Genomic DNA, 25,545 nt, shown 5'->3' with positions numbered 1-25,545 from the left:
ATAATGCAAAGCAGACCAAGTTTTATATTCAAGCTTTTCTATATATTGATATCGCTTACTATCATCTATTTCGTATTATTGCCCATCGTAAGTGTGTTTGTTTATGGACTGTTATCGGGCAGCAGTGCTGATTTGTCCAATCAAATACTGCCCCAGGTATGGAAATATATGAAGAATAGCCTGCAGGTGGCCTTGTTTGTAACGATAGTGTCGACTTCATTCGGCTTGCTGGCATCCATTACATTGTGGCGCGTGAAGTTCTGGGGCCGTAAGCTGATGCGGGTATTAGTGCTTATGCCCTTGATCAGCCCGCCCTTTGTAGGAACGGTGGCCTTTATCATGTTATTTGGCAAAAGGGGCCTTATTACTCATTCACTCCTGGGCCTGGAGATTAGCCCCTATGGGTTCCATGGGATTGTAACCATGCAATCCATCGGACTGGCTACTTTGGCTTATTTGCTTATATCCAGTGCAATCAGAAAAACGGATGTTTCCCTGGAAGAAGCTGCAAGGAATCTGGGGGCATCGGAAAAGAAGGTTTTCTTGACTATAACCTTGCCGTTAATGATACCTGAAATAACCGTAGCAGCCATGCTGGTTTTTTTGACTTCAATGGCGGATTTTGCAACGCCGATAATTATTGGGGGCGCCTACCAAACCCTGGCCTCGGATTTATATATTCAGATTACCGGCTTGTATAATGTGCAGATGGCTTCAATTACCGGCATCTTTCTCTTTATTCCCTGTTTTGCCGCCTTTTTTATTCAGCGTTATTATTCCGGTAAAAATCTGGTCTACAGCCAGTACGTTACTCCTGAAATGATTGAATACCGGCAGGTGAAACCGATTATAAAATTCATGCTGATTGGATTAAGCAGTCTGTTTGTTATATTTGTGGTTTTTCAATATGCATTTATTGTTATAGGTGCATTTACCGAACATTGGGGCTACAATTATGCCTTTACCCTGCGGCATTTGGAAAATATTCTAAACAAAAACCTGGCTTCATTTGTAAATAGTGTTAAATTGGCCGTTACAGTCGGTTTTATTTCCTCTTTGCTGGGAGTTTTGCTGGCTTATATTATAAAAACGAAGGATTATCCCCTTACCAGGCAGCTCGATTTGGTGGTAACTTTACCGGCCGCTACGCCAGGAATACTGCTGGGTATCGGTTATCTGGTGACTTTCAGATATCCCCTGCTGGGTATCGGCAAATATGTTTTAACTGGCTTTGAACCGGTAATTCTGCTTGGTACCGGCATTATAATTTATTTAATTTGTATTTACCGCTACATATATATTGGGATGAAAGCAGGCTACGCTTTGATGGAACATGTAAATCCCAATCTGGAACTGGCCGCGATTAATCTGGGTGCGAGTGAGCGCAGGGTCTTTTTCGATATCATGTTCCCCCTGCTGAAACCGGCATTTAATGCCGCCTTTTTGAAGAATTTCACTTCCACCATGACAACATTGGGGGCAATCGTTTTTTTGTTATTGCCCAAGAATAAAGTAGCGGTGCAGCAAATCTTTCAAATAATGACCAGCAGTGAAATCGGTGCAGCCGCCATGATGGCTTTATTGCTTTCATTGCTGTCACTTGTTTTCCTGGCTGCATTTCAACTGCTCCTTAATTATGAAGAAATATTCAAACGTTTAAGGGAGGCCCGGCAATGGGTATCGAGCTTAAGGAAATAACTCAGAAATACGGTGATTTAATCGCAGTCAATAATGCCAATTTATTTATTGAAGATGGGGAAATGATTGCTCTCCTGGGACCTTCCGGGTGTGGCAAAACAACTTTGCTGAAAACAATTGCCGGGCTGCTTCCATTGCATCAGGGGTCAATCTTGTCCAATGAGAAGGATATAAGCAAACTGCCGCCTCAGGCCAGAAATGCCGCTATGGTTTTTCAAAACTACGCTTTATTTCCGCATATGACAGTAGCAGAAAATGTTGCTTACGGGCTCAAAATAAACAAATGTGAACCATCGCTAATTAAAAAAAAGGTTGAAGAAATACTGGACAAAGTTGAGCTGCCGGGATTAAATCAGCGAAAAATCAGTGAATTAAGCGGGGGGCAGCAACAACGAGTTGCTTTAGCCCGAGCCCTGGTTATTGAGCCTGCCATGCTGCTGTTTGATGAGCCATTAAGCAATCTGGATCAGAATTTACGGGTTTCAATGCGGCGAATGATACGCAAGATTCAACAGGAATACAGGATTACCAGTATATACGTTACCCATGATCAAGAAGAAGCCATGTCCATTTCGGACCGAATTGTGGTAATGAAAGATGGTGTTATCCAGCAAATAGGCCTGCCCGGCGAAGTCTATCTGAAACCTCGGAACAGATTTGTGGCGGAATTTATGGGAACGGCCAACCTTTTGGAATTGAATGAACACGATAGGATTATTCAGCTGCTGGAATGCGGAAAGTGGGCAAGTTCCAGAGATAATTGCCCGGTCGGCGCGTCAAATAACAGGCAAAAGCGTTGTCTGCTATTCAGGCCGGAAGATGTTGAAGTTGGCGCAGAGGGCAGATTCGAAGGGACTGTCATCTGGCATGAAACGATTGGCTCCGTAACCCGGGTAACCATTGACTTTGCAGGCAATGAGATTATTGCCGAAATTAGAAATTACTATAAAAGCGGCATCAATTGCACAACCGGAGAAAAAATCCGCTTTAATATAGATTTAGCTGGTGACAGCCACATTGTTCCGAATTAGGGACAGGTTCATTGTCCCCCAGGGAGATGCGGATAGGGACATGGCACCAGGTTCGCTCTCCCGGCAATTGATACCAGGCTATGGACAATATATGACTATACTCTGGCTCTGTTCTTTATAAAAAACTTGTTGAGTTTAAAATATGCGCAGGCAAAGAATGTTCCCACTGGTGCTTAAGAAAGGGTGTGTTAATTATGAAATGCGGTTAATACCTGTAAAAACAATTGCAGGTACACAGAAACAGGTGAGATTGCACAAAAAAGTATTGGAGAGGGGAATATAATGATGAAAAATTGGAAGCTGTTAATACTGGCAATGATGCTGGTAATGGCTCTTGCCCTGACCGGGTGCGGCAAGACCGAGCCCGCAGAGCAGGGAAAAACGGATGAAAAACCTTTTGCCGGGACTACCCTGGAGCTATTGGTAGCCTATGGGGGAGCAGACAAGTCTTTTGATGCTTTTACAGAAGCCACTGGTATCAAAATAGAGTGGCTGGAGATGTCAACCGGCTCCGCTTTGGCCAAGCTGCAGGCTGAAGATGGAAAAACTACCGCAGACATTTGGTTTGGCGGCGGGGTAGATAGCTATCTTAATGCCAGGGATTTGGGATATCTGGAAGCATATAAATCTCCGGAACTTTCCGCGATTGATCCTCAATATGTGGATAAAGATGGCTATTTTTCAGGTTTAGCCCTTGTGCCAGCAGGTTTTATTGTTAACGAAGATATTCTAAAAGAAAAGGGCCTGGAAGCCCCCAAGACCTGGGAAGACTTGGCTGATCCTAAATATCGCGGCGAAATAAGCATGCCCAATCCAGCTATTTCAGGTACCAGCTACGCTATTGTAAGCGGCTTGATTCAAGCCTGGGGTGAAGAAAAAGCTTGGAAGTATTTCGAAGCATTTGACAGTAATATTGATTTTTATGCCAAAGGCGGCGGGGAACCTCTTGAAAAGGTAGGGGCCGGCGAATTCGCCGTTGGTGTTGTAGCCATTACTGGAGGAACCTTCAATGTAGGAGAAACCAGACCAACCAGGGTGGTATATCCGCAAGATTTGATTCCCTGGACACCGGCACCTATTGCTATATTTAAAAATACAAAAAATCTCGATGCTGCTAAGGCTCTTATCGACTGGTACCTTTCCTATGACGGACAAAATATTTTAAGGGAAGCCGATGCCAGAATAATGGCCAGAAGTGATGTGGATGCACCTGAAATCATGAGCGGTTTGGATAAAAGCAAACTGGTTAAATTTGATCTGGAGCGTATGGGAAAAGAACGAGTAGTAATTCTGGAAAAATGGAAAGGCCTTGTTGGCGAAAAATAATCAGGGAGGTTCCATTATTGTCAGGATAGGAAATCCGCAGGATTTGATTTTGGGGATACCGACTGTTTATTATATTGTGGAGTACAGGGGAAGAGAGATAAGTCATTCATGCGATGTCCAAGGAATATGACGTTACTGAAAAATAAAATCATATGGAAGGGAAGAGGGAATAAAAGCCCTCTTTCCTTCGATGTATTAATCGATAGGGTTATACTTTTTCTGGTAGTAGGGAGTCTGCTCCTCTTTATCCTGTATCCTATTTTCATGGTTATTTCCACCAGTGTTTATCGGCATGGTGTTTTTTCGCTCGATAATTATCGGGATTTATTAAGCCCGGGGAATTTGAAATTAATCAAGAACAGTCTTTTCGTTTCCACATTATCCTCGGTACTGGGGACTTTTTTTGCGCTATGTATTGCTCTTTATACCTTCCTGCAAAAAGAAAGGATAAGAGCATTAATTTATCGTCTCTTGATGATTACCTTGATTTCCCCTCCTTTTGTGTCAGCTCTAGCACTTATAATGCTGTTTGGCAGGAGGGGGCTTATTACTTATAATCTTTTAGGATTAAGTGTTAATCCTTATGGATGGCAGGGAATTGTTCTTCTCCAAACCCTGGGTTTGATTTCTCTGGCTGCAATTATGTTGATATCTACCTTGAACGCAATTGACAAACGCTTGATTCTGGCCTCCAGAGACCTTGGTGCAGGTACGCTTCAAACCCTGCACAGGGTTATTCTTCCGTCTATCTATCCCGCTATCTTGTCGGTTTTATTTTTGCTGTTTACGATAAATATGGCGGATTTCGGGACACCTATTATTATTGGCGGAAAATACAAGGTTCTGGCCACTGAAGCCTATATGACGATTTTTTCCGCAGCAGATTTGGGCAAGGCAGCAGCCATGTCGGTGCTGTTGATTCCGCCGGCTATTATTGCCTTCTATTTTTATCGAAAAAATTTGGAGAAAAACAATTCCCTGGCAGATGGAGTAAAAGCTCTGGGAGGAGAAGGCTTGGATTTTAGATTGCCGCTTTTTATCAGGATTGCTCTGGGAATAATAACCGGATTGTTCTTTTTCCTCATGTTATTAAAATATGGAAATATATTTTTGTCAGCAGTAACCATAAATGTTTCAGGAAAATTGACCTTTACCTGGAAACATATCGAAGCATTCCAATTTGCTTATCTGCCGGCGGTTTATCGCAGTTTGCACATAGCGGTTATAGCAGGAATACTGGCTTCTGTTATTGGAATTCTTTTGTCCTATTACACTCATAGGCGGCAGCTGCCGCTGATGAAACCCATAGAATTTATCGCTTCTTTGCCCTATATAATACCAGGGATATTTTTTGGCTTGGGTTATATTGTTGGATTTAATAATCATCCCCTGTTGTTGACTGGAACAACCGCTATTTTGGTACTTAACTGTACCTTCAGACATATTTCGGTAGGAAATAAGGCAGCCAATGCCGCTTTCGAGAATCTCGACCGGCGCCTGGAAATGGCTGCCCGGGATTTAGGGGCATCGCCGGTAAGAATTTTAACCACGGTTATTTTCCCGCTGCTCAAATCAACCTTCCTGCTAAGTTTTATCAATACCTTTACCGCTTGTATGACCACGGTGGGGGCCATTATTTTCCTGGTTTCACCCCGAAATGTAGTTGCCAGTGTATTGATGTTTAAAGATATAACTAATGGACATTACGGTTTAGGTGCTGTTGTAGCCAGTGTTCTGATTATTGTTACGGTAGCGGTTAATTTAGCAGCCATAAAATATCTGGGTCGGGAAGGGGGCAAACAATATGTTGCTTGAACTCAAAGGAATAACCAAATTGTTTGATAAAGACAATGGCATAAGGGATTTTTATTTAACGGTAGCGGAAAGAGAATTCATCACCCTGTTAGGGCCATCCGGTTGTGGAAAAACCACCACCCTGAATCTTATCGGAGGTTTTCTGCAGCCAGACCGAGGAGAAATATGGATCGAGGGGAGAGATATTACTCATTTGCCGCCGGAGAAGCGGCCTGTTTCCACCGTGTTTCAAAGCTATGCTCTTTTTCCTCACCTGAATGTGCTGGAAAACGTGGCCTATGGAATTCGTTTTTATAGAAAAGAAAAAAAGAAACAGGCATTAAGCCTGGCCCGGGAGTATATAAATATTGTTCGCCTGGAGGGATATGAAAAAAGCAAAGTTGGCAATCTCAGCGGCGGTCAGCAGCAGAGAGTGGCTCTGGCCAGGGCGATGGCCACGAATCCCAGGATACTGCTGTTGGATGAACCATTAAGTAATTTGGATGCCAGTTTACGTCAAAGTCTCCGCGAAGAGTTAAAAAGTTTGCAGCGGCAATTGGGTATTACGATGATCTTCGTAACACACGACCAATCTGAAGCATTAAGTCTTTCGGATAGAATAGTCGTAATGGATAAAGGATATGCCATCCAGATTGGAACCCCGCGGGAGATATATTTCTACCCCATAAGTGATTATGTGGCCGGTTTTATAGGAAAATCGAACATTTTAACCCGGGTAGGGGAGACTATTATGGTTCGACCGGAAGATATTAAAATGGCAAAAAATGCTCAAGGCGATTATACCATATCATCTATTATCTTCATGGGTCAGCATACCGAATACATCATTTCAGCTGAAGATACCACCCTGGAGGTAGTTGTCGTGGGCAAAGAAAACAGTAAATTCATGCAGGGCGATCGCGTCAATGTGACCATCACCCATCAGTTGGGACAGACGGGACAGGGGGACAGGTTTGTTGTCCCAGAATTAAAATAGGAGCTTAAAAAGTCTCATGACAACAAAACCAGGTTTTGTTGCGGCATTTACATTTTTTTAAAAGTCAAAACCCGTCCCCGCTTGATGGGGAGGATTATTCTGTAAGGAAGGATGATAATAATGATTATTGATACCCATATTCACGCCTATCCAACTTCGGACGATAGTAAGATGACATTGGCGGAAATCGTTGCCCAGGCCAGGATTATTGGTCTGGATGGCATCTGCATAACCGATCATGATAGCAAGGAAATAATGACCAGGGCGCATGAGTACAGGAAACAGATGGGTTATCCAATCTTTGTTGGTGCGGAGGTTTTTACTTGGGAAGGTGATGTGATTGTATTTGGTCTGGAACGCCTTCCCGAAGAAAGAGTATCGGCCCGTTATCTGCTGGATTTGGTTAATAAAGCAAACGGCGTAGCGATAAGTGCTCATCCGTTCAGACAGAACAACCGGGGTATGGGCAATTCTATCCGGGAGCATAAAGACCTTCATGGGGTTGAAGCCTTTAATGGCAGTACCGACCATGCCAACAATATGAAAGCCTATGATTTGGCCATGGAACTGGGCATCCCGGTTTTTGGAGCCAGTGATGCTCATAACACGGAGGCACTGGGCAAGTTTGCCACCGTATTCCCGAATGGACTAAGAGATGAAAAAGATTTGATTGAGGCTATCAAAATGGGCAAAGTATACCCTGTAGCCTATAACCATTCCGCGGATGTAAAATGGACAGTTATCCCGCCAATTGGATAGGAGGGCCAAGGGGCTCTGAATCACCAATATTTAGGCAAAGCTTCCCCCCAAAAGTCGCATTATAAAAAATATTTTGATAGAAAGAAATTTCGTAATGATGAGGCAGTGCGGAGTTGAAGATTTTTTAAGAAGGCTCTTCCACAAAACATAACTTAAACTAATTACATTTTTTTATTTTTGCAGGAAAGAGCTCGTTTTTCGTTGAATAAGACAATTATCAGATAGAATAACGGGCAATTTGTCCTACTTTTTCCAAAGGATTCTATTACAAACATAGGTATTTAGCCTTTTTTTGCACTTTCATCATAGCATTCATCATAGCATTCATCACCAAGCTTTTATTAAAACATCGCTCCCGGTGTAATAACCTTTCAAAGAATTTAATAATCCTTAAAAGAACTAAAAAGCGGGGACTTTAATATGGAAAATAAAGACAAGCCATCGATGGCTTTGCTGAATGAGATTACGAAATTGCAAAAAGAGTTAGAACAGGCCAGGGAAAACTGTCAAAACCTGCTCAGGGAACAGGCCCAGTACCAAGAGCTAGAAAAAGCCCTGCAGGATTCCAGGCAGCAATTAAGAAACATAATCGATTTCCTGCCTGATGCTACCTTTGTGGTAGATAAACAGGGGAAAGTCTTTTCCTGGAACCGAGCCATGGAGGATTTGACTAGAGTAAAAGCAGAAGATATTATCGGAAAAGATAATTATGCCTACAGCCTTCCCTTTTACGGTGAACGCAGGCCCGTGCTGATTGACCTAATTCTCAACCCAGAGATTTCGCTTTCCGGCCGATATGATTGCTTGAATAAAAAAGATGAAACCCTGACGGCGGAAGCCTTTTGCCCCCATATTGGTGAGTCTGGCATTTTTGTGCGTATTTCCGCTTCCCCGCTCTATGATTATTCCGGTTCAAAAGCCGGAGCCATTGAGTCTTTTCGCGATATAAGTGATTTCCGCCAAACCCTGGAGGCCTTGCGGGACAGCGAAGCCCGTTTCCGCGGGCTGGCCGAATCATCTCCCGCCCTGATATTTGTCCTGCAAAACAACCGCTTGCGTTATGTCAATCCCCGATTTTCCGCCCTAACTGAATACGATGAAGAAGAGTACCTGGATATGGATTTTGGAGATTTTATTCATCCTGATTTCCGGGACTCGGTTATAAATAAAGCACTGGCCTGGCAAAGTGGGGAAAGCGAATTTGAAAAGTATGAAATGAAACTGCTAACCCGGAGCGGGAAAGAAATCTGGGTGGAAATATATGCCAACCCCATTCAATATGAAGGACAGCCGGCCCTTATCGGTTCCCTCTTTGATATCAGCGAACGCAAGCACTTTGAGGAGGCCCTGCGCCAGTCCGAAGTTCTTTACCGCACCATTTTTGAGACCACGGGAACGGCCATGATGATTTTTGATAAAGATTTAATGATATCCCTGGTTAACAGTGAGTTTGAAGAACTTTCCGGTTATAGCAAAGAAGAGATTGAAAAGAAAATGAAATGGCCTGTTTTCGTACACCCGGACGACCGGGAACGAATGATAGGATATCATCAACAACGGAGAATCGACCCGGAGCTTGGTCCTTCCCACTATGAATTTAAACTGCTGGACAAAGAACAAAAAATCAAAGATATCTTCATCACGGTAGATTTGATTCCTGGAACCAGCGACTCCGTAGTTTCCTTCATGGACATCACCGAGCGCAAAAAAGCCGAAGCCCAGGTCAAGTATTTAAGCTTTAATGATAAACTAACCGGACTATATAACCGGGCCTTTTTCGAAGAAGAATTAAGCCGCCTCGACACGGAAAGACAATTGCCCCTGAGCCTGATTATGGGTGATGTCAACGGCTTGAAGCTCATCAACGATGCCCTGGGACATGAAAGTGGCGACCGGCTATTGCGAAAGGCCGCGGAAATACTTAGAAATTCCTGTCGCAAAGAGGATATAATAGCTCGCTGGGGGGGGGACGAGTTTATAATATTGCTGCCTAAAACCAAGGCCCATTGTGCGGAAATAATATGTGAGCGAATTCAAGAAAAATCCCAAAGCAGCAGCGATTTTCCCATTCCCATAAGCATCTCCCTGGGGACTGCCAGCAAAAATGACCGCCTGCAGGATGTACAAACTATTATTAAGGAAGCAGAAGATAAGATGTACCGCAATAAATTACTGGAGAGCAAGAGTGCCCGTAGCTCCTTCCTGCTTTCCTTGCAGCAGACCCTCTGGGCCAAAAGCCACGAAACGGAAGAACATTGCCAGCAGGTAAAAGAGCTGGCCGAACAATTAGGTGCCAGGCTGGGCTTACCCGAGAGCGATTTAGACGATCTCAGGCTTCTGGCCGTCTTGCATGATGTGGGGAACATCGCCATTCCCAATGAAATCCTGAGTAAACCTGCTCCGCTTTCCCCGGATGAATGGGAAGTAGTTAAAAAACATCCCGAAACCGGTTACCGCATTGCTTTAACCCTACCCGAACTCGCACCCATTGCCGGAGCCATCCTGGCCCATCATGAACGCTGGGATGGCAAGGGTTACCCCCTGGGCTTAAAAGCAGAAGAAATACCCCTTATCTCTCGCATCCTGGCCATAATTGACGCCTTTGATGTTATGACTTCGGGTCGTCCTTATAAAAAAGCCATGAGTATTGCCGAAGCCCGCGAAGAAATAAGAAAATGTGCCGGTACCCAATTCGACCCCGAGTTGGTTAAAACTTTTTGCAAACTGATGTAATTTTGCTCCCTGCAGTCGCTATTAAGTTAATAAGAAAATTTGGGTTTAGACGCAGAAGGACGCTGACCCTTCGGGCGCAGCAACCTTAATAGCAACCGCAGGGAGCATCAGTGGTACCCGCAGGGTGATTAACGCTGATACTATCTTATAAAATCTTAATAAATCAGCGATAATCAGCGTCAAAAAAATTTGCACTTGTTGCTTCCCCTATTTTCATCGGTGGTTGTGGCCCCTGAACCATAGGTGGTTAGTAAGAAAAGTAAGGGGTGAGGGGTTGCGGTGTCAAAAGGACCGTCCCCTTGACACCGAGGGGAGGTGCTATTTGCAGGCAGCCGTTAGAATACCCGCAGCATGTGAGTGGTGCTGGTCTGCCACTTCGGATGTTCGATCTCGGTAGGAAACACCATTAAGGTGTATTTATTATCCAGCAATACTACTTTTACTTTTTCCCCCATACGAACATATTCACTATCGCAGATATTTTCAAAATCCATATTTTTAACTTGTTCTACATAGCTTTTATCTATAATTTCCTTTACTGAGGCTATATAGTCTTCCCCGGTACCTATTTGCAATTTTCCTCTAAACTGCCCATCATTTCCGGTGATGCGAAGTCCTGCTGCGGCTAGCGCCCCGATTATTCCTCGTCCACTACCATTTAATTCGAATAGATATAGGCCGGGCTTATTCTTGAATTTGAGTGTTTCATCCTTGCTTACCAATCCTTCTTTAACCCGGTAGGCATATTCGATCAGCTCATCAATATTTTCCATCAGCTCCGGGATAGCCACTACCAATCCGGCATTTGAATCAGGAGTGCCCGTGGATCTTACCAGTTTGCAGGCATAGTCAATAAAATCTGCCAGGTATTGCTCGTCAATGTCTGCCGAAAAACTGCGAGCGGTATTATGTTTTTTACAAGCTGTATCAGGATGAGGGTAAAGCCGGTGCCGGCTGGGAATGCTACATTTGCCCCAGCCATTTTCTTCTATGAATTTACCTAATAAAGAAGCGGTTTCTCCCGCTTTACCTCCATCAAGCTGCCGAGAGTCATCAATAGCTACAAAAATTTTCATTCGCGGCAACCTCCATCTTTTGAAATACTTGTTTTTTAACCATCTGTACAGCTATAGTATTTACACTGGGTATGATCCCCATAATCTAATAATGATGGCATTGCCAATAGTTCTAAATATACTCATTCCAATAACCTTAATAGCTTACCCAGGGAGTACCGGTTATGCCCGCAGGGCAAATGAACAACAGCTTCCGCTTGCAACCCTTATCAACAAAAGGGGTATTCGCAATAGAGTCAATAATTCTTCAGTTGCTTATTATTACAGCTATGCCAGGCTCCTCCCTGACGATAGACCAAAAGTATCCTTTTACCCTCAAGTAGAACGGTTTTAATTTTCTCACCAATTACCATTGTTTCGTGGTTAGCCAGTACCTGCCCGTCAATCGATTGTACTTCATCTATTTCTGTTTTCGAAATAATTTCTCCTACAGCAATTTTTTCTCCACTATTTCCCAACTGCATTCTCCCCTGGAACCTTCCATCGTTTCCAGTTATTCGCAATCCAATGCCGGCCAACGCCCCGATTATGCCCAGTCCGGTACCGCCGTGTTCCGAGATATGCAGGCCACAATGTTCTGCCGTCTTATAGGCTTCTGCCTTGGTTAATACTTCCTCTTTTGCCTTGTATCCAAAGCTCAGCAGTTCTTCCATGTTTTTTATATTCTCTTTTACGGCCACACATAATCCTGGATCCGAACCCGGTGCACTGGTCTCCTGGAGAAATTTGCCCGCGCAAGCAATGAATTCATCTAATTTGTCAACCCCCATAACGGCCTTAAAACACATGGCGCTGTTATGGGAAGTATACGGTATATCCGGATGCAATAATAACTGGTGCCGGGTTACCGCTTCAGTTTTCCCCCAGTTCCTGTCTTCAATGAGCCTGCGCAGTTCATTGGCAGATTGACCGGTAGCCCCAAGTTCCAGGCTGTCCGTATCGTCTATAGCAACATATATTTCCATCCAATAATTCCTCCCGATCTTCCAGGGTCGGACCTGAACATCGCCCTGCCCGTTGCCAATCAGCCCAACTACTCCCTGAAAATTCGGTATTCCATTGTTGTTGAGGCCATCGCCACGGGGGCGCCTTTCACTTATTTAGCTTGATCTGTTGAAAAAAAACCTTTATTTTCTTTATTTATTTACTGGGGACGAGCTATTCTCATCCCTTCACCAGCTATAATCCTGTCAACTACATCATCCGACAATTCCAGCCCGAAGAAATCCTTATAAAATGCTTTGGTCTCTGCCGCCATATCCAGGTCTAGAAATTTTTCCGGATACAGGGTCTTGGCCGTCCACAAAATTGCCAGGGGGGTTTCGGGCGAAGAAGGATGACCCCAGCGTGATATACCATTGGGTAACTGCCAGACCTTCTTGTTTTTTACCGCTTGCAAGGGTGACCATTGTTTATTGGTCAAGATATAATCAGCTACTCCCATTTCATTTACCAATATTACCTCAGGATTCCATAATAAAATCTGTTCCAGACTGGCAAAATACTTTCCCTCCAAGCTCTTCAAATCCTTATTTAAAGAAACATTATCAGCTCCGGTCGCCTCTAGCCAATCCGCCGAAAGACTCCCTTTTATATCAGTTCGGGTAGCTTCGTTAATGGAGTGGTAAACCTTTACCCGTTCTTCCTGGGGAATAGTTGCTACCCGCTTTTGCACGCGGTCGATGCAATTCTGATAATATTCATTGTATTTCTGGGCTTTATCCTCTGCCCCAATCACCAGGCCCATCATTTCTATGGCGTACTGCTGCCCTTTCATACTATTAAAATCTACTACCAGAAAGGGAATCTTGCTTTTGTTTAGTTTCTGAACTTCCGCTTCACTGCTGAAGCTGTCTTTCTTAACAAAAACTACATCGGGGTCAGTTTTTACCAATTCCTCAATATTTATTACCGCACTGCTCTTGGGTACCGGCAGGTCTTTTATCCCGGGATACATTTCCGTAAGGATAAGGTCTCTCTTAACCCCACCTACCACCGCCACCATTTTGTTTCCCTCACCAAACATGGCCAGAGCATAAGCTGATTCCGGGCAGAGGCAGGCGATCCGGCTTATTTGGACCGGGACTTTTACTTCTCGTCCTATACAATCCGTAATCATCCTGGTCTTAGTATCAGGTGGGGGCGGTGTTTCTCTGTTTCCCTCTTTACTGCAAGCACTGGATAACAGTAAACTCAATAGTAGGAATACAGTTAGCAAGCTACGCAAAGCAGTTTTATTATTATATTTTTCTATCATCTTAATTGTGTTCCCTTCTTCTTATTCTACCCCTCTATTTCATTTTTCCTCTTCTATAAAAGATATATCCCGCTCCGGCCACCAATACCACTCCGGCTATAGCTGCATAAACTGGAAAAGGACTCTTATCAGCTTCCTCTGTTTCTTTAAGCGGCGCTTTATCGGCGGATTCTGTTGGCTCCTTTACTGTCCTGTTCTCTTCGCTTTTTACCTCTTTATTATCCTCGCTTACCGTCTTGCCGCTATTTTCTGCTGCTGGCGCTTTATTCTCAGTCTCCGCAACCGGTTCCGTCGCTGCTTGGCTATCTCCAGAGCTTACTCCAGCATTATCTGTCAGATTGGCTGCTGGTTTTTTTACCTCAGCCGGATTTTTTTCAACCACCGGTTCACTCACCGGCTTTTCGACAGCCGCAGCCTTTCCTGCGGTAACGAAATTGACCGTTACCTCATGATCCAGACTGGTACCATTTTTCGCCTGCAACTGGGGTGAAATTCTTACCACATAGGCCGTTCCCGGATTAAGCTCTTCTAAAGGTCGCAGCGCAATATCCCTTCTTTTTTCGAATTCCAGCTGGTCATCAGCCATTATTACTTCAATCGGCACCTTGCTGCCATCAGCAGAGAACAGTGAAAAACAGGTTTTATTGGCCTCCCTTATCCCTAAAAATATTACATTCTTGTTAAAAGTAAGTTGTATGTCTCCCTTTACTGGAACATCCTTCTGTCCATCCGCAGGATTAGATGAGGCCAGTCCCAGCGGGACACCCTTGCCTCCGCCGCTACCATCGCCATCACCTTCTGCCATTGCCGGCAGCACCAATAGTGCACAAGCCAGCACCGCCAGCACTATAATGGTCCATAGGCTTGACTTGTTCTTCATTTTACTAATCACCAATAGCAACCCCCTTTAAATCTTCATGGCCAAATTTACCCAAAAACCCTGAAAATCAGATACCGCACTGGAGCTGATTTCCCCTTAAACTTACCTGTAAACCTATAAGATGCTTGGTACCCAAAAGTTTTGGTTTATTCATGGAAAAAATAATAATCCCCTTTCTATAATACCCCGGATTATAAAAGGGTCAATGGATAAATCATACCACAACTTGAAATAACTTTATTTCCCATTCCCGCATTCCACAGCGATAGGTAGCCCCACATCAATCTGATTTTTAGTGTTTGCACAGCTCATAAAAAAGGCGGCTAACGCCACCAAACTATTTTCGATTGAGTATTGGCTGGGAATAAGATAATAGATATCAACCTCGGTTTATGATTGTAGCAATCCCCGGCAGCATAAGTAGAGTTGTTTGTTAATCCTAAAAAATTATAATCTTCGTAGCAGGATTATCTCTTTAGGGAAAGAATAAGGTTTATCACAGGAATTGTTCGGATATAGATGCAAATATCACATTTAGAAAGGATATGTATAATGTCAAAATCATTGAAGAATATTTTTATCTACAGTTTTACTTTCTTGCTCCTGTTAATACTAACGGGAATTGCTACAGCTGCTCCGCAGCAAGAGGCAATCGTCACAGCATTCTATGATGTTAGCAGTAGTGATGCCAATCTTGTATATATAAACTATATGGCCAAACGGGACATTATCAGCGGATTCCCCGATGGCAGTTTTCATCCAAGTGAGGGTTTAACCCGAGCTCAAGCAGCAGTATTAGTAAGCAAGGTGTCAGGACAAAAAGCTAAGCCTGGCAACAGCAGCTTTAGTGATATAGACTCATCCCACTGGGCAGCAAATTATATTAATTCCGCAGTAGCAGCAAAATACATAGCTGGTTTCCCGGATGGCAGCTTTCATCCCGATGAAATCCTGACCAGGGCTCAGGGAATAAGCCTTCTTTTGCGTTTAAGCGAGCAGAGCCTAACCGAGGCCGAATTGCCCCAATTACAGGATGTAGACCCCAACCATTGGGCGGCAGCCGCTATAGCTACTGCCATAGCGGCAGGCATGATAGATACCGAAAACAATACCTTTAAACCCGACCAGGCATTTAACCGGGGAGACCTGACCCGGTCCTTGAGCCTGCTCTTAACCAAAGCCCCCGACTTGAACCGGCAGGAACTCACCGGTCAACTAATAATAAAAACCGGAACTGTAAAGCTTAAAAGAGATGGCAGTGAAAAAACTCAACCCCTAAACACAACTACTACGGTAAGAGCAGGAGATACCTTAATAACCGCCAATGATGGAGAAGCCGAAATAAACTATCCCGACGGAAGCGGTATACTATTGAAACCTAATAGTCAGCTTATAATTAAAACTGCCAGCGGCCGAGCCTATATAGTAAAAGGCGGAGAACCTGGAACGGCAGTAGACAAGCTGGAAATAGAACTGACTAGGGGCCAAGTGTTTGGCGCCCTGGCCAGTAAGTATACCGTCAGCAGCAAAGATATTGACGAAGAAAGCATAGCCGATAATAAATTCAGCAAAATAGCCAGTCGGGATAATCACTCTAAGCTGGCGGCGGCTCAATCAAGCCCCCAGCCCTGGTATAAAACCGCCGATAAGAAAAAAGACAAGATAAAAATAGCTATGCCCTGGGGAGTAACCGCTATCCATGGTAGCTTCTGGAGCAATCATACGAGCAGCAGCAGCGGCAGCATGAGCCTGTTACAGGGAGAAGCGAGCTTAACCAGCGGCGGTGTGACCCGAAACCTATCCCCCGGACAAAGTTCCGTGAGTGGTAGTGACAGCAGACCGCCATCGCTTCCCCACCTCATGAGCCCATCTGAAGCGCGCGGCTGGACTCAGCAGCGCAGCTGGTTAGGAGAACGCGCCGCTGAGATGCAGAGCCAGCAGGAAGCAGGCCAAACCGGCAGTGGGAGCCAAGAACAGGGGGCTGACCCCGGCCGTGACCTTCTGACCTATAAGCTTGACCAGGCCCTAGCCCAGGCAGAACAAACCGCTGCTGGCGCAGCCTCTGGAAGCAGTGGTGGGGGTGATAAACAAACCCCAGACTCATTTATAGACATGGAAAGCTTTCTTAAGATGGCCATTCCTTATATTACATTTGAGCAGGGAGAGGACCCTGGTTATATTGCCAAAAAACAGGGCTTCATAAAAGACGAACCCAGAGGAGAAGTTTATCGGGATGATATTCTTTATTCACTTTTGCGAATGACCTATGTCCCCATCCCCCCAGACGCTGATTTGCTACAACTGGCAAAAGAATATGGCATTATTTCTGAGAATGATAAAACCATACAGGAAGAAAACATTAAAATCACGGCAAATACTGCTCTTCAGATGATGATCAACGCGCGTAATGCCTGGTATGAAAGACTTGAGGCGGAAAAGCCCGCCGAACAATTGAACTTGATAAATTACTATATTTCAAACTCCACTTATACCTATCCTGAATTTATATTTTCTGATGACGGTCAGGTTCTATGGTATACAGAAAGAGGGGAGCTGAAAGCTATAACTGTATCAGACGCAAGCAAGTCTGATCAGGTTCCGAGTAACGGTTCTCCCAAAGAGGAGTACCCTGCCCAGGATGGCGAAAGCGCAATAAATATCTATGATAATTCCCAGGTTTTACGAGCTGTTTCCATTGAGCTTTCCAAACGCAGAAATTATGTTACTGATAAATATATTCTTTACCGGGAGAGCCCGGAAAAGCCATGGAAGCGTTTGATAGAATTCGACTTGTCTTTAACCCGGGATTATGAAATTATCGGCTTTACCGCAGATAATACAAAAATGATTGTGAAAACCAATTTCTATGATAATTATGCCAGCCTTTATCAAGTTGACCCAAAAACCATGAGCAGAGAATTGATCTACCATAATCCTCATGCTGATGTAGCCGTAGAACTGATCTCGGTACTTGCGGGCACTCCGGTTGTTAGCTTGAAAAATCCGGAAACAGGTGAACTTTTAACTGCTATATATATTGATGATAAAACCCGCTTGGTATGCTTAAGGGATGAAATGGCCAGCATCATGGATAATGTCCGGGCAGATTTGGGAGAAAACCAGTTCCCGGTGGCCATTAGTCCGGACTTTGACTATTTGGTATTGCTGCACCGGGATGACCGCGATTATGGCAGTTACAGGCTGTATAATGTTGAAAGCAGGAAGGATACCCTTCTTTTGTCATCGGATATACCGGTAAAGGATGTTGGGCATACCTATCCAGTATCTTTCAAAGCAAGTGATGGTCAAACCGTATTTGGATATCTGACCTTGCCACTGGGCAAAAGTCCGCGCAATCTACCATTAATAGTAAATGTCCATGGTGGACCTCAAGCCAGATATGTGTGGACCCCAAACGAATATGCCTTGTTGGTTTCAAACCTTGATATTGGGGTATTGTCTGTTGATTTCCGCTTTTCCATCGGATATGGTAACGAATACACCGATTCAGCCAGTCAAAATATGCTGCTAGCCCAACAAGATGTTTTCGAAAGTGTTAATTGGGCTATAAATAACGGCATTGCAGATCCTGAATGCATTGGAATTATGGGACACTCCTACGGAGGATATATTTCCTTTTATCAAGCAGCAGTTCATCCAGATGCCTACAAAGCGGTCATTTCTCTGATGGGCGTATGGGACTGGACGGATTTGGGGCTTGAATTAATAGAAGATGATCCTGTTCCAGATTATCATAGATGTTCTGCACCTGAACCTGGTACTGAGCTGGCCCAAGTATTGTCTCCGTCAAGCTACGCCGATAAACTCAAATCCCCAATTTTAATTATCTACGCCGGCCAAGATGATGCCGTATATCCCAGTCAAAATATAAGGGCCATCAAAGAGCTCACAGAAGCAGGGAATACGCCCCAGGTACTCTATCTACCTGATAGCGGCCATACCCCCGATACCTTAGAAAATATAACTGCAGTCTTTGAGGAAATAAAGAGTTTTTTAAATGAGCAAATGAAGGCTACCATGTCAGACGAATAACGGGTATAGACCCATAAATAATGTTTAAACAAATAAGAAACACCCTTTGGTTCTAACTTGTTGGCAATTTTGTTGGCAACTTTTTATTAATCTTTAAACAGATCAAGATAGTCTTTATAAGCATATTGACGATTTCTAGATGTCCCGCTTATATTAACTAATATCCCTACTTGTTCAAAAGAGTTGGTCAAACGATTTGCTGTTGAGTAATTGATATTAAACTCATCTTTGATATTATTGACAGTAATTATAGGGTTCTCGTAAAGGTATTCTAATAGTGGCAAAGAGTATGTACCTAACCCGTTGACTTTAGCTCTGTGGTCCTCTCTCATACGAATTATTAGCCTAGCTTTGTCGGTTGCTTCCTGAGAAACTTCATGAACACCGGTCAAGAAGAACTTCAGCCATTCTTCCCATGAATCATTGTCTCTTATAGATTGTAAGCGTTCATAATAGTATTTACGATGTTTCTTAAAGTAATAAGATAGATATAATAAAGGTCGCTTTAATACACCCATACTACATAACAAAAACGTGATTAATAACCGTCCCATACGACCATTTCCATCCAGAAAAGGGTGTATAGTCTCAAATTGAGCATGTGCCAGTCCTACTTTAATTAATAAAGGCATTTTTAGCTCATTATTATGTAAAAACAATTCGAGATCGCCCATTGCCTTATTCATATCATTTACCGGTGGTGGAACAAAAATAGCATCTTTAAGCATACATCCAGGCTCACCTATCCAATTTTGGCTAGTTCTAAATTCACCCGGATTCTTATTCGAACCGCGGGTATTATCGAGTAATCTAGCATGAATCTCTTTCATTAGTCTTAATGATAGGGGCAAAACTTGTAATCGCTCTAGACCATAATTAATAGCATTAATATAGTTTAATACTTCAGAAACGTCTTTAATTTGGCCCCTTTGATTTTTACTTTCATATTCAAGTACATCTACTAAAGATGCTTGTGTACCCTCTATCTGACTTGATAATACAGCTTCCTGTCTTATATACATTGTTACAAATAAATCGGGATTTGGTAAAATTTCTGTAATACCATCCAGTCTACCTAAGGCTCGATCTGCTTTAGACAATAATTCCTGTATTTCCCAGTCTATGTTTATAGGGTCTGGTGGTAACCTATTGGGAATAAAAGCTTTGTAACTCTCTATCTGACGAATATATGTTCCAGCCCGCATTTTAATTTACCCCTCTCTTATTTGCATGAAAACTAATAAAAAAGAGTTTGAAGTTCTTTATTTTCATTTTAAGCCTATTTTGAAAACAACGCAATCTTTATATTCATTGATGCAAATAAACCTATTTACAAATCGTTATAATCGGAATTTTATAAATTATTTATGAGATGATAACAAAGTGGTTCTAACTTGTGGGCAATTTTGTGGGCAAATGGCAAAATCCACTTAAAATATAAAACTAGCGGGGGCCTGCAACCCCCGCTATTACTTTACTTCTTATGGTGGGCGCGGAGGGTTTCGAACCCACGACTTCTACCGTGTGAAGGTAGCACTCTCCCGCTGAGTTACGCGCCCTTTATGTGATGAATTTTATCATTTTTTTCTTAGCAGTTCAATCAAGTGAAAAGCAGACTATTTACGATGGTCTGTTTCCTTTTCGGCCCAACGGCTATAATGGCAGCCTTCACCCCGGTTAGCTCTTCGATTTTAGCTACATAGGCCCGGGCGTTGACGGGTAAGTCCTCCATAGAGGAGGCTGCAGTTATATCCTCCTGCCAACCAGGCAATTCGATATATTCCGGCTCGCAGTCATCCAGAATCGTTATGTTGTTGGGGAATTCTGTAAGCAACTGCCCCTTATAGCGGTAGGCCACGCATATTTTTATCGTGGGGAAGCTATCCAAAACATCCAGTTTGGTTATGGCGAGGTCGGTCAGCCCATTTATCCGTACGGCATAGCGTAATATAACTGTATCCAACCAGCCACAGCGCCTGGGTCTGCCGGTAGTGGTACCGTATTCCTGGCCTTTGTCCCGCAAGATTTCTCCCTGGAAATCGTTCAACTCAGTAGGGAAAGGGCCTTCCCCCACGCGGGTAGTGTAGGCCTTGGCTACCCCCAGTACTTTGCTTATATTAGTAGGTCCGATACCGGTTCCGACACAGGCACCTCCGGCAATAGGATGGGAAGAAGTAACATAGGGATAGGTCCCATGGTCAATATCCAGCAAAGTGCCCTGGGCCCCTTCAAAAAGAACCTTTTTTCCCTCTTTTATCGCTGTGTACACCAGGTACGAAGTATCGGCCAGGTATTTCTTCAGTTGCTCCGCCTGCCCAAAAATCTCTTCCAGCATTTGCTGGTAATCAAAACCATCCTCTTGATATATTTCCTCCATAATCCGGTTTTTATATTCAATTTGAGCCTTGAATCTCTCCCGGAAACATTTACCACCGGTAAGAATATCGCCCATACGAAAACCTATGCGATTTATTTTATCGGCATAAGCCGGTCCTATTCCTCTTTTAGTGGTTCCTATCCCGGTATGGCGATCTTCCAGTTCATCAATTCTTTTATGATAGGGCATTACCACCGGGCTTCTGAGACTAATCCTTAAATTACTGGTGTCAATACCTCTTTTTTGCAGACCATCTATTTCCTCTATGAGTTTACCCATGTCAACAACTACACCATTTCCAATAACACAAAGGGTTTCCGGATAGAGTATACCAGAGGGTATCAAGTGCAACATGAATTTTTCCTGGCTCACTTCTACGGTATGACCGGCATTGCTTCCTCCCTGATACCTGACCACACAGTTGGCTTTCTCCGCCAGGAAATCAGTTATTTTCCCTTTGCCTTCATCACCCCACTGAGCTCCCACCAAAACTACGGCTGACATTACTCCACCCCCTGCTTTGTTACCTGGTACTTTTAGCTTATTGCCAAACTAATATTAGCAGAAGCACCAGGGTGTGTCAACTTAAGGCATCTCCCCATAAGACGGTACCTTCGGCCCAAAAAAAGGGGGAGTTAATCCACCATACCCATAAGCTTATATAGGGGCAATTCGCCGCCGGATTCTTCATTGCTTGGGCTAAAAACATGGGAGTATGCTTCCTTTATGTAACTAATGGCAATAATCTTCAAGCCCTTTATGTCTTCGGGAACATCCTTCAGGTTTTCCCGGGGAATGAGCAGTTTTTTTATCCCCGCCTGGCGGGCACCGGAGATTTTTTCATAAATCCCTCCCACAGCTTTGACGCGGCCCTGTATGGATACTTCACCAGTAATGGCTACATCCTGGCGCAGAGCCCTTCCCTTTATCGCACTCAATATGGCCAGGTAGATGGCGGCTCCGGCTGACGGTCCGTCCACATTGCCTCCACCCACTATGTTTATATGCAGGTCATAATTCTTCAGGTTTTCCCCGGTTTCTTTTCTAAACAAAGAGGTGGCATTAAAAAGGGAATCCCGGGCCATGGAACCGGCGGTGTCATTGAAACGAATATTCCCTTTCCCACGCTCTTCAGCCGGGAAGGCTATGGCCTCCAATTCTATCAAGCTGGCCTGGTAGCCGGAAACCCCTACACCAAAAATCTTGCCAACTTCGCTGCGGTCAGAGGCCCGGCTTAGTATCCTGGGAGTGATGCGGCTGTTGCGAATGGCCTGGTATACATGCTGGCACTGCACTTCCAGCGGGGTTTCCTCTTCGCTGCCTTCGTTTACTGCCAGAGCATAGGCATCAACCAGAATCTTATTGGCCCCGCGCCCCTCACTGGTATAATCAGCGGTAATATCGGCAACCCCGGCTTCAATGCTTATTTTAAGCTTTTGCGCTGATTTTACTACCATCTGTCGGATATGATCGGCTCTAAGCGGTTCAAAAAAAACTTCCATACAACGGGATCTGAAAGCCGGGTTGATTTCTTCCTTGCTTTTCGTGGTAGCTCCTATCAATATGAAATCTGCTGGCACCCCTTTTTCAAAAAGCTGTTTTATGTACTGGGGAATCCTCTCATTATGGGGGTCATAATAGGAGGATTCAAAAAATACCCGCTTATCTTCCAGGACTTTCAATAGTTTGTTTTGCAGCAATGGATCCATTTCCCCCAATTCATCAATAAAGAGAATACCGCCATGGGCATCAGATACCAGACCCAGCTTGGGTTCCGGAATGCCTTCTTCCGCCAGTTCTTTTTTGGCTCCCTGGTATATGGGATCGTGTACCGAGCCCAGAAGCGGATTGGTGGATTCACGCGGATCCCAACGCAAGGTAGTTCCGTCAACTTCAATAAACGGAGCATCTTCTTTAAACGGGTTCCCTTTCTGGCCTTTGACCATTTCCAGGGCCAGGCGGGCACAGCTGGTTTTGCCCACCCCGGGAGGGCCGTAGAGCAGAATATGTTGGGGATAGGGATTGTTAAGCTTGGATATTATCGAACTAAGGGCTTTCCCCTGCCCAATTATATCCTCCCGGCAGGATGGTCGGAGAATATCCAGAGCTGAGCAACTGAGATTGCTATGCTCCATTTTCTCCAGCCTGCCCAGTTTTTTTAGAGTCTGGGCGTTCTCCGGACTGCTGTTTTGCTCCTTTAAAACCTCTAATTTCAAATCCCGGATATATTCGCTGTATTTTTCATCCATCTTTTCCTGAATGCGTTGTTGAATTTTATCTTCAATGCTCTTTCTGGCGAAAATTTCCGCCACCCTTTCTTCCAAACGATCCAGAGCCAGTCCCAGATTGCCCGGCGGCTCTATTTCATTTATGGTCGGGTCTTCTTGCAGAATCCTTTGGAGGGCTACTATTCTTTCCTCCAAATCTGGCGAACCCATCAGATCGATAGCATCCAGTTTGCTGGCCCTCAGTACAAGCCCCTGGGTCCCGTAGATGTTCCCCAGGGTTTTGTACAAGCATTCAATTTTCCAGTGTAATTGTATTTCGCGGCTTTGCTCCGACTCCTGGTTAATCTCAGTTGTGACCGAATACTGCTTCACTTTTATCCTCCTAGCATCATTCTGCGGCAACTATCACCTTTATTTCCGCTTGCATGGAGGGGTAGACTTTTACTTTGACCTTGTATTCTCCCAGTTGCTTTATGGGATTGGGCAGTTCAATTTTCTTTTTATCGATGGCTACCCCTAATTCCTGCTGTAAAACCTCGGAAATTTCCCGCGAAGTTACCGCTCCAAACAAGCGGTCAACACCGCCAGCACGGGCTTTAACCGTTATGGATTTGCCCTGTAGCTTATCTTTGATTTTTTCGGCATCGCTTAATTCCTTATCCATTTTTCGTTGCAACTTTAACCTTTTTTCTTCGTTTTCCTTGACCTTGTCTTTGGTAGCTTCCTCCACAAAACCCCGGGGAATCAGAAAGTTCCTGGCATAACCATCGGATACCTCTTTAATTTCCCCAGCTTTTCCCAAGTTTTTTACATCCTGCTTTAATATCACTTTCATTTTTCAACCTCCCGTTCCAAAGCTATTTTTCTAAAATTAAGCAAGGAGTCGAACAGTCCCATCAGGCTTAAGAATATTATGGCTGATAACGGAAAAAACAGAGTCAAAATGATAAGCAATGTGGCAAATAGCTTGCTTTTGCTTTTAGAAGGAAGTCGTTTAAGTTCAAACATTAGTACGGCCAGGCCATAATAAACTGCGACCGGTGCCATAACAACCATAATATTCGAGCCAGTATAATACAGGGAACCCATCTCATCCCGGCCCCATAACCACAATGCCAAACCCGCAATTAATACCCATACCAATGGCCAGGGCATCATTTCCTCAGTATAGGCTTTCCTTTTTAGACGCTCATCCGGGCTTTTTCGGCTTAAGAAAGAGGCCAGAAGAAGCATGAAAAATACTTCCAAAATAGCCTGAACATAATACAGAGCCGGCAAGTGCCTGACTATGCTCCGGGTCATGGCCATAAAGCTCTTTTCGAGCTCCGCCCGACTTAATCCTTGGGCTTCATAGAACCTAATAAATCCAGAATCTTCATAGGCATTTAATGAATCCTGCACATAATTGTTTATCTGAGATTCCATTTGCTCCATAGCAATCTGCCCGCTATTCAAATAAAGTACAGCTAAAAACAATGAAACCCCTAGTATAGCAACGCCTACTCCCCATTTCTGTGAGGTATAATAGCCTTGATGGCGATTTAACATCCAGCTCATGACCAGAGCGGGCAAGCCAAAAAAGGCGGCATGAAAAAACAGGGTACTGGCTCCAGCAATCCCATAGAGCAGGGCGAAGTTTAGCAGGTAAATCAAGCCTATCTGGCGCTGTGAGAGAGATAAACTTCCCCTGATAAGCAGCGCACCCCAGCCAATGGCTATAATAAAGGTCAGGGAGGGGAGCAGGGCGGTCAAGCACAGGGCCAGGGAACTGATAAGGAAAAGCTTGATAAATGCCAACAAATTACCACCTCTTCTTGCTCTCAAGGTACTTAAATAATTCGGAAAGATCACCCGACCAACTACCTGTTTCCTCTGACTCCTTTATGCTGGTGCTTAATTTGTCTTTAATGGCTTGATCCAAAACGGAGTAAGTCACTCCTACCCGCCGTGTCAGCAAATAGGTAATAATAATAATGGTGCTGGCCGCATCCTGAATAGCATCATTTCCCTTCTGCAGTAGAGCTTTGAAGAGTGCTGCCATCGAATCCACCAGTTCTGCCTTGAGCCATTCGATAGTTTTTAAATTCTGGGCAATATCCAGTTCTTTAACCTTTCCCTTCAAGTTTACACCTCCTGCAGTACTTTTCTTCATTAAGCCGGTTTTTCCCTGCAAAAGCTGATCATATATCAACAGAACCGTCCCTGCGATAATCGAGTAGGAGGGGGTGACTAACCCCCGTCCTCTCACACCACCGCTCATGCGGTTCCGCAAGCGGCGGTTCGGCTAAAGTAAACTTGGCGCATGCCTTGCATGGTTTATCCTGCATAACTAAGCG

Annotated in this window: 18 protein-coding genes and 1 tRNA gene; 8 read left to right on the top strand and 11 right to left on the bottom strand. The window is 44.1% G+C overall.

Translation table 11 applies throughout. The annotated features are described in order from the left end of the window. The first annotated feature begins 3 nt into the window (after positions 1-3). The 7 genes from PHP87_RS00495 (at position 4) to PHP87_RS00465 (ending at position 10,338) form a co-directional block, all read left to right on the top strand. Positions 4-1,698, top strand: a complete 1,695-nt coding sequence (locus PHP87_RS00495; RefSeq protein ID WP_299917176.1) for an iron ABC transporter permease — start codon at positions 4-6, stop codon at positions 1,696-1,698. Continuing rightward, complete coding sequence (locus PHP87_RS00490) at positions 1,674-2,729, top strand: ABC transporter ATP-binding protein (protein WP_299917174.1); 1,056 nt, start codon at positions 1,674-1,676, stop codon at positions 2,727-2,729. The genes PHP87_RS00495 and PHP87_RS00490 overlap by 25 nt, the downstream gene beginning before the upstream one ends. A 285-nt stretch (positions 2,730-3,014) precedes the next feature. Then, the gene (locus PHP87_RS00485; protein WP_299917173.1) at positions 3,015-4,055 is read left to right on the top strand and encodes an ABC transporter substrate-binding protein; all 1,041 of its coding nucleotides are present in this window, start codon (positions 3,015-3,017) and stop codon (positions 4,053-4,055) included. Between the two features lie 126 nt (positions 4,056-4,181). Next, entirely contained in the window at positions 4,182-5,870 is a 1,689-nt protein-coding gene (locus tag PHP87_RS00480; RefSeq protein WP_299917171.1) for an iron ABC transporter permease, read from the top strand. Then, positions 5,860-6,846 (top strand): ABC transporter ATP-binding protein, encoded by a 987-nt coding sequence (locus PHP87_RS00475; RefSeq protein WP_276620147.1) that lies wholly within the window; start codon positions 5,860-5,862, stop codon positions 6,844-6,846. Before PHP87_RS00480 ends, PHP87_RS00475 begins: the two co-directional genes overlap by 11 nt. Before the next feature lie 120 nt (positions 6,847-6,966). Continuing rightward, positions 6,967-7,605, top strand: a complete 639-nt coding sequence (locus PHP87_RS00470; protein ID WP_276620149.1) for a PHP domain-containing protein — start codon at positions 6,967-6,969, stop codon at positions 7,603-7,605. A gap of 420 nt (positions 7,606-8,025) precedes the next feature. Beyond that, positions 8,026-10,338 (top strand): PAS domain S-box protein, encoded by a 2,313-nt coding sequence (locus PHP87_RS00465; RefSeq protein WP_299917164.1) that lies wholly within the window; start codon positions 8,026-8,028, stop codon positions 10,336-10,338. 335 nt (positions 10,339-10,673) lie between these two features. Here the strand turns inward: PHP87_RS00465 and PHP87_RS00460 are convergent, their stop codons facing one another. The 4 genes from PHP87_RS00460 to PHP87_RS00445 form a co-directional block, all read right to left on the bottom strand. Next, complete coding sequence (locus tag PHP87_RS00460) at positions 10,674-11,414, bottom strand: hypothetical protein (RefSeq protein ID WP_299917163.1); 741 nt, start codon at positions 11,412-11,414, stop codon at positions 10,674-10,676. Positions 11,415-11,650: 236 nt separating this feature from the next. After that, positions 11,651-12,379 carry a hypothetical protein gene (locus PHP87_RS00455; protein ID WP_299917162.1) on the bottom strand — a complete coding sequence of 243 codons (729 nt, stop codon included), beginning with the start codon at positions 12,377-12,379 and terminating at the stop codon, positions 11,651-11,653. A 179-nt stretch (positions 12,380-12,558) separates the two neighbouring features. Beyond that, entirely contained in the window at positions 12,559-13,671 is a 1,113-nt protein-coding gene (locus tag PHP87_RS00450) for an ABC transporter substrate-binding protein (protein WP_299917160.1), read from the bottom strand. Positions 13,672-13,705: 34 nt separating this feature from the next. Beyond that, on the bottom strand, positions 13,706-14,563 hold the full coding sequence (locus PHP87_RS00445) for an Ig-like domain-containing protein (RefSeq protein WP_299917158.1): 858 nt from the start codon (positions 14,561-14,563) through the stop codon (positions 13,706-13,708). Positions 14,564-15,103: 540 nt separating this feature from the next. On the opposite strand from PHP87_RS00445, the gene PHP87_RS00440 reads away from it, so the two are divergent. Then, on the top strand, positions 15,104-18,604 hold the full coding sequence (locus tag PHP87_RS00440; protein ID WP_299917157.1) for an alpha/beta fold hydrolase: 3,501 nt from the start codon (positions 15,104-15,106) through the stop codon (positions 18,602-18,604). 86 nt (positions 18,605-18,690) lie between these two features. Here the strand turns inward: PHP87_RS00440 and PHP87_RS00435 are convergent, their stop codons facing one another. From PHP87_RS00435 to PHP87_RS00405, 7 genes are all read right to left on the bottom strand, one after another. Further along, positions 18,691-19,809 carry a Fic family protein gene (locus PHP87_RS00435; RefSeq protein WP_299917155.1) on the bottom strand — a complete coding sequence of 373 codons (1,119 nt, stop codon included), beginning with the start codon at positions 19,807-19,809 and terminating at the stop codon, positions 18,691-18,693. A 279-nt stretch (positions 19,810-20,088) separates the two neighbouring features. After that, positions 20,089-20,163: transfer RNA gene (locus PHP87_RS00430), tRNA-Val, on the bottom strand. 41 nt (positions 20,164-20,204) lie between these two features. Continuing rightward, a complete protein-coding gene (locus PHP87_RS00425; RefSeq protein ID WP_299917154.1) occupies positions 20,205-21,485 on the bottom strand; it encodes an adenylosuccinate synthase in 1,281 nt (426 codons plus the stop codon). Between the two features lie 131 nt (positions 21,486-21,616). Continuing rightward, the gene (gene lonC / locus PHP87_RS00420) at positions 21,617-23,581 is read right to left on the bottom strand and encodes a Lon family ATP-dependent protease (protein ID WP_299917152.1); all 1,965 of its coding nucleotides are present in this window, start codon (positions 23,579-23,581) and stop codon (positions 21,617-21,619) included. 16 nt (positions 23,582-23,597) lie between these two features. After that, positions 23,598-24,044 carry a 50S ribosomal protein L9 gene (rplI, locus tag PHP87_RS00415; protein ID WP_299917151.1) on the bottom strand — a complete coding sequence of 149 codons (447 nt, stop codon included), beginning with the start codon at positions 24,042-24,044 and terminating at the stop codon, positions 23,598-23,600. Continuing rightward, positions 24,041-25,006 carry a YybS family protein gene (locus tag PHP87_RS00410; protein WP_299917149.1) on the bottom strand — a complete coding sequence of 322 codons (966 nt, stop codon included), beginning with the start codon at positions 25,004-25,006 and terminating at the stop codon, positions 24,041-24,043. Before PHP87_RS00410 ends, rplI begins: the two co-directional genes overlap by 4 nt. Positions 25,007-25,010: 4 nt before the next feature. Continuing rightward, positions 25,011-25,331: a MazG-like family protein gene (locus PHP87_RS00405; RefSeq protein ID WP_299917148.1), complete on the bottom strand. Its 321-nt coding sequence runs from the start codon at positions 25,329-25,331 to the stop codon at positions 25,011-25,013. Positions 25,332-25,545: the final 214 nt, after the last annotated feature.

This window comes from Syntrophomonas sp., from assembly GCF_028707975.1.
Taxonomy (GTDB): Bacteria; Bacillota; Syntrophomonadia; order Syntrophomonadales; family Syntrophomonadaceae; genus Syntrophomonas.
Note: the sequence above shows the minus strand (reverse complement) of the source record. Positions and strands in the feature narration are given on the sequence as shown.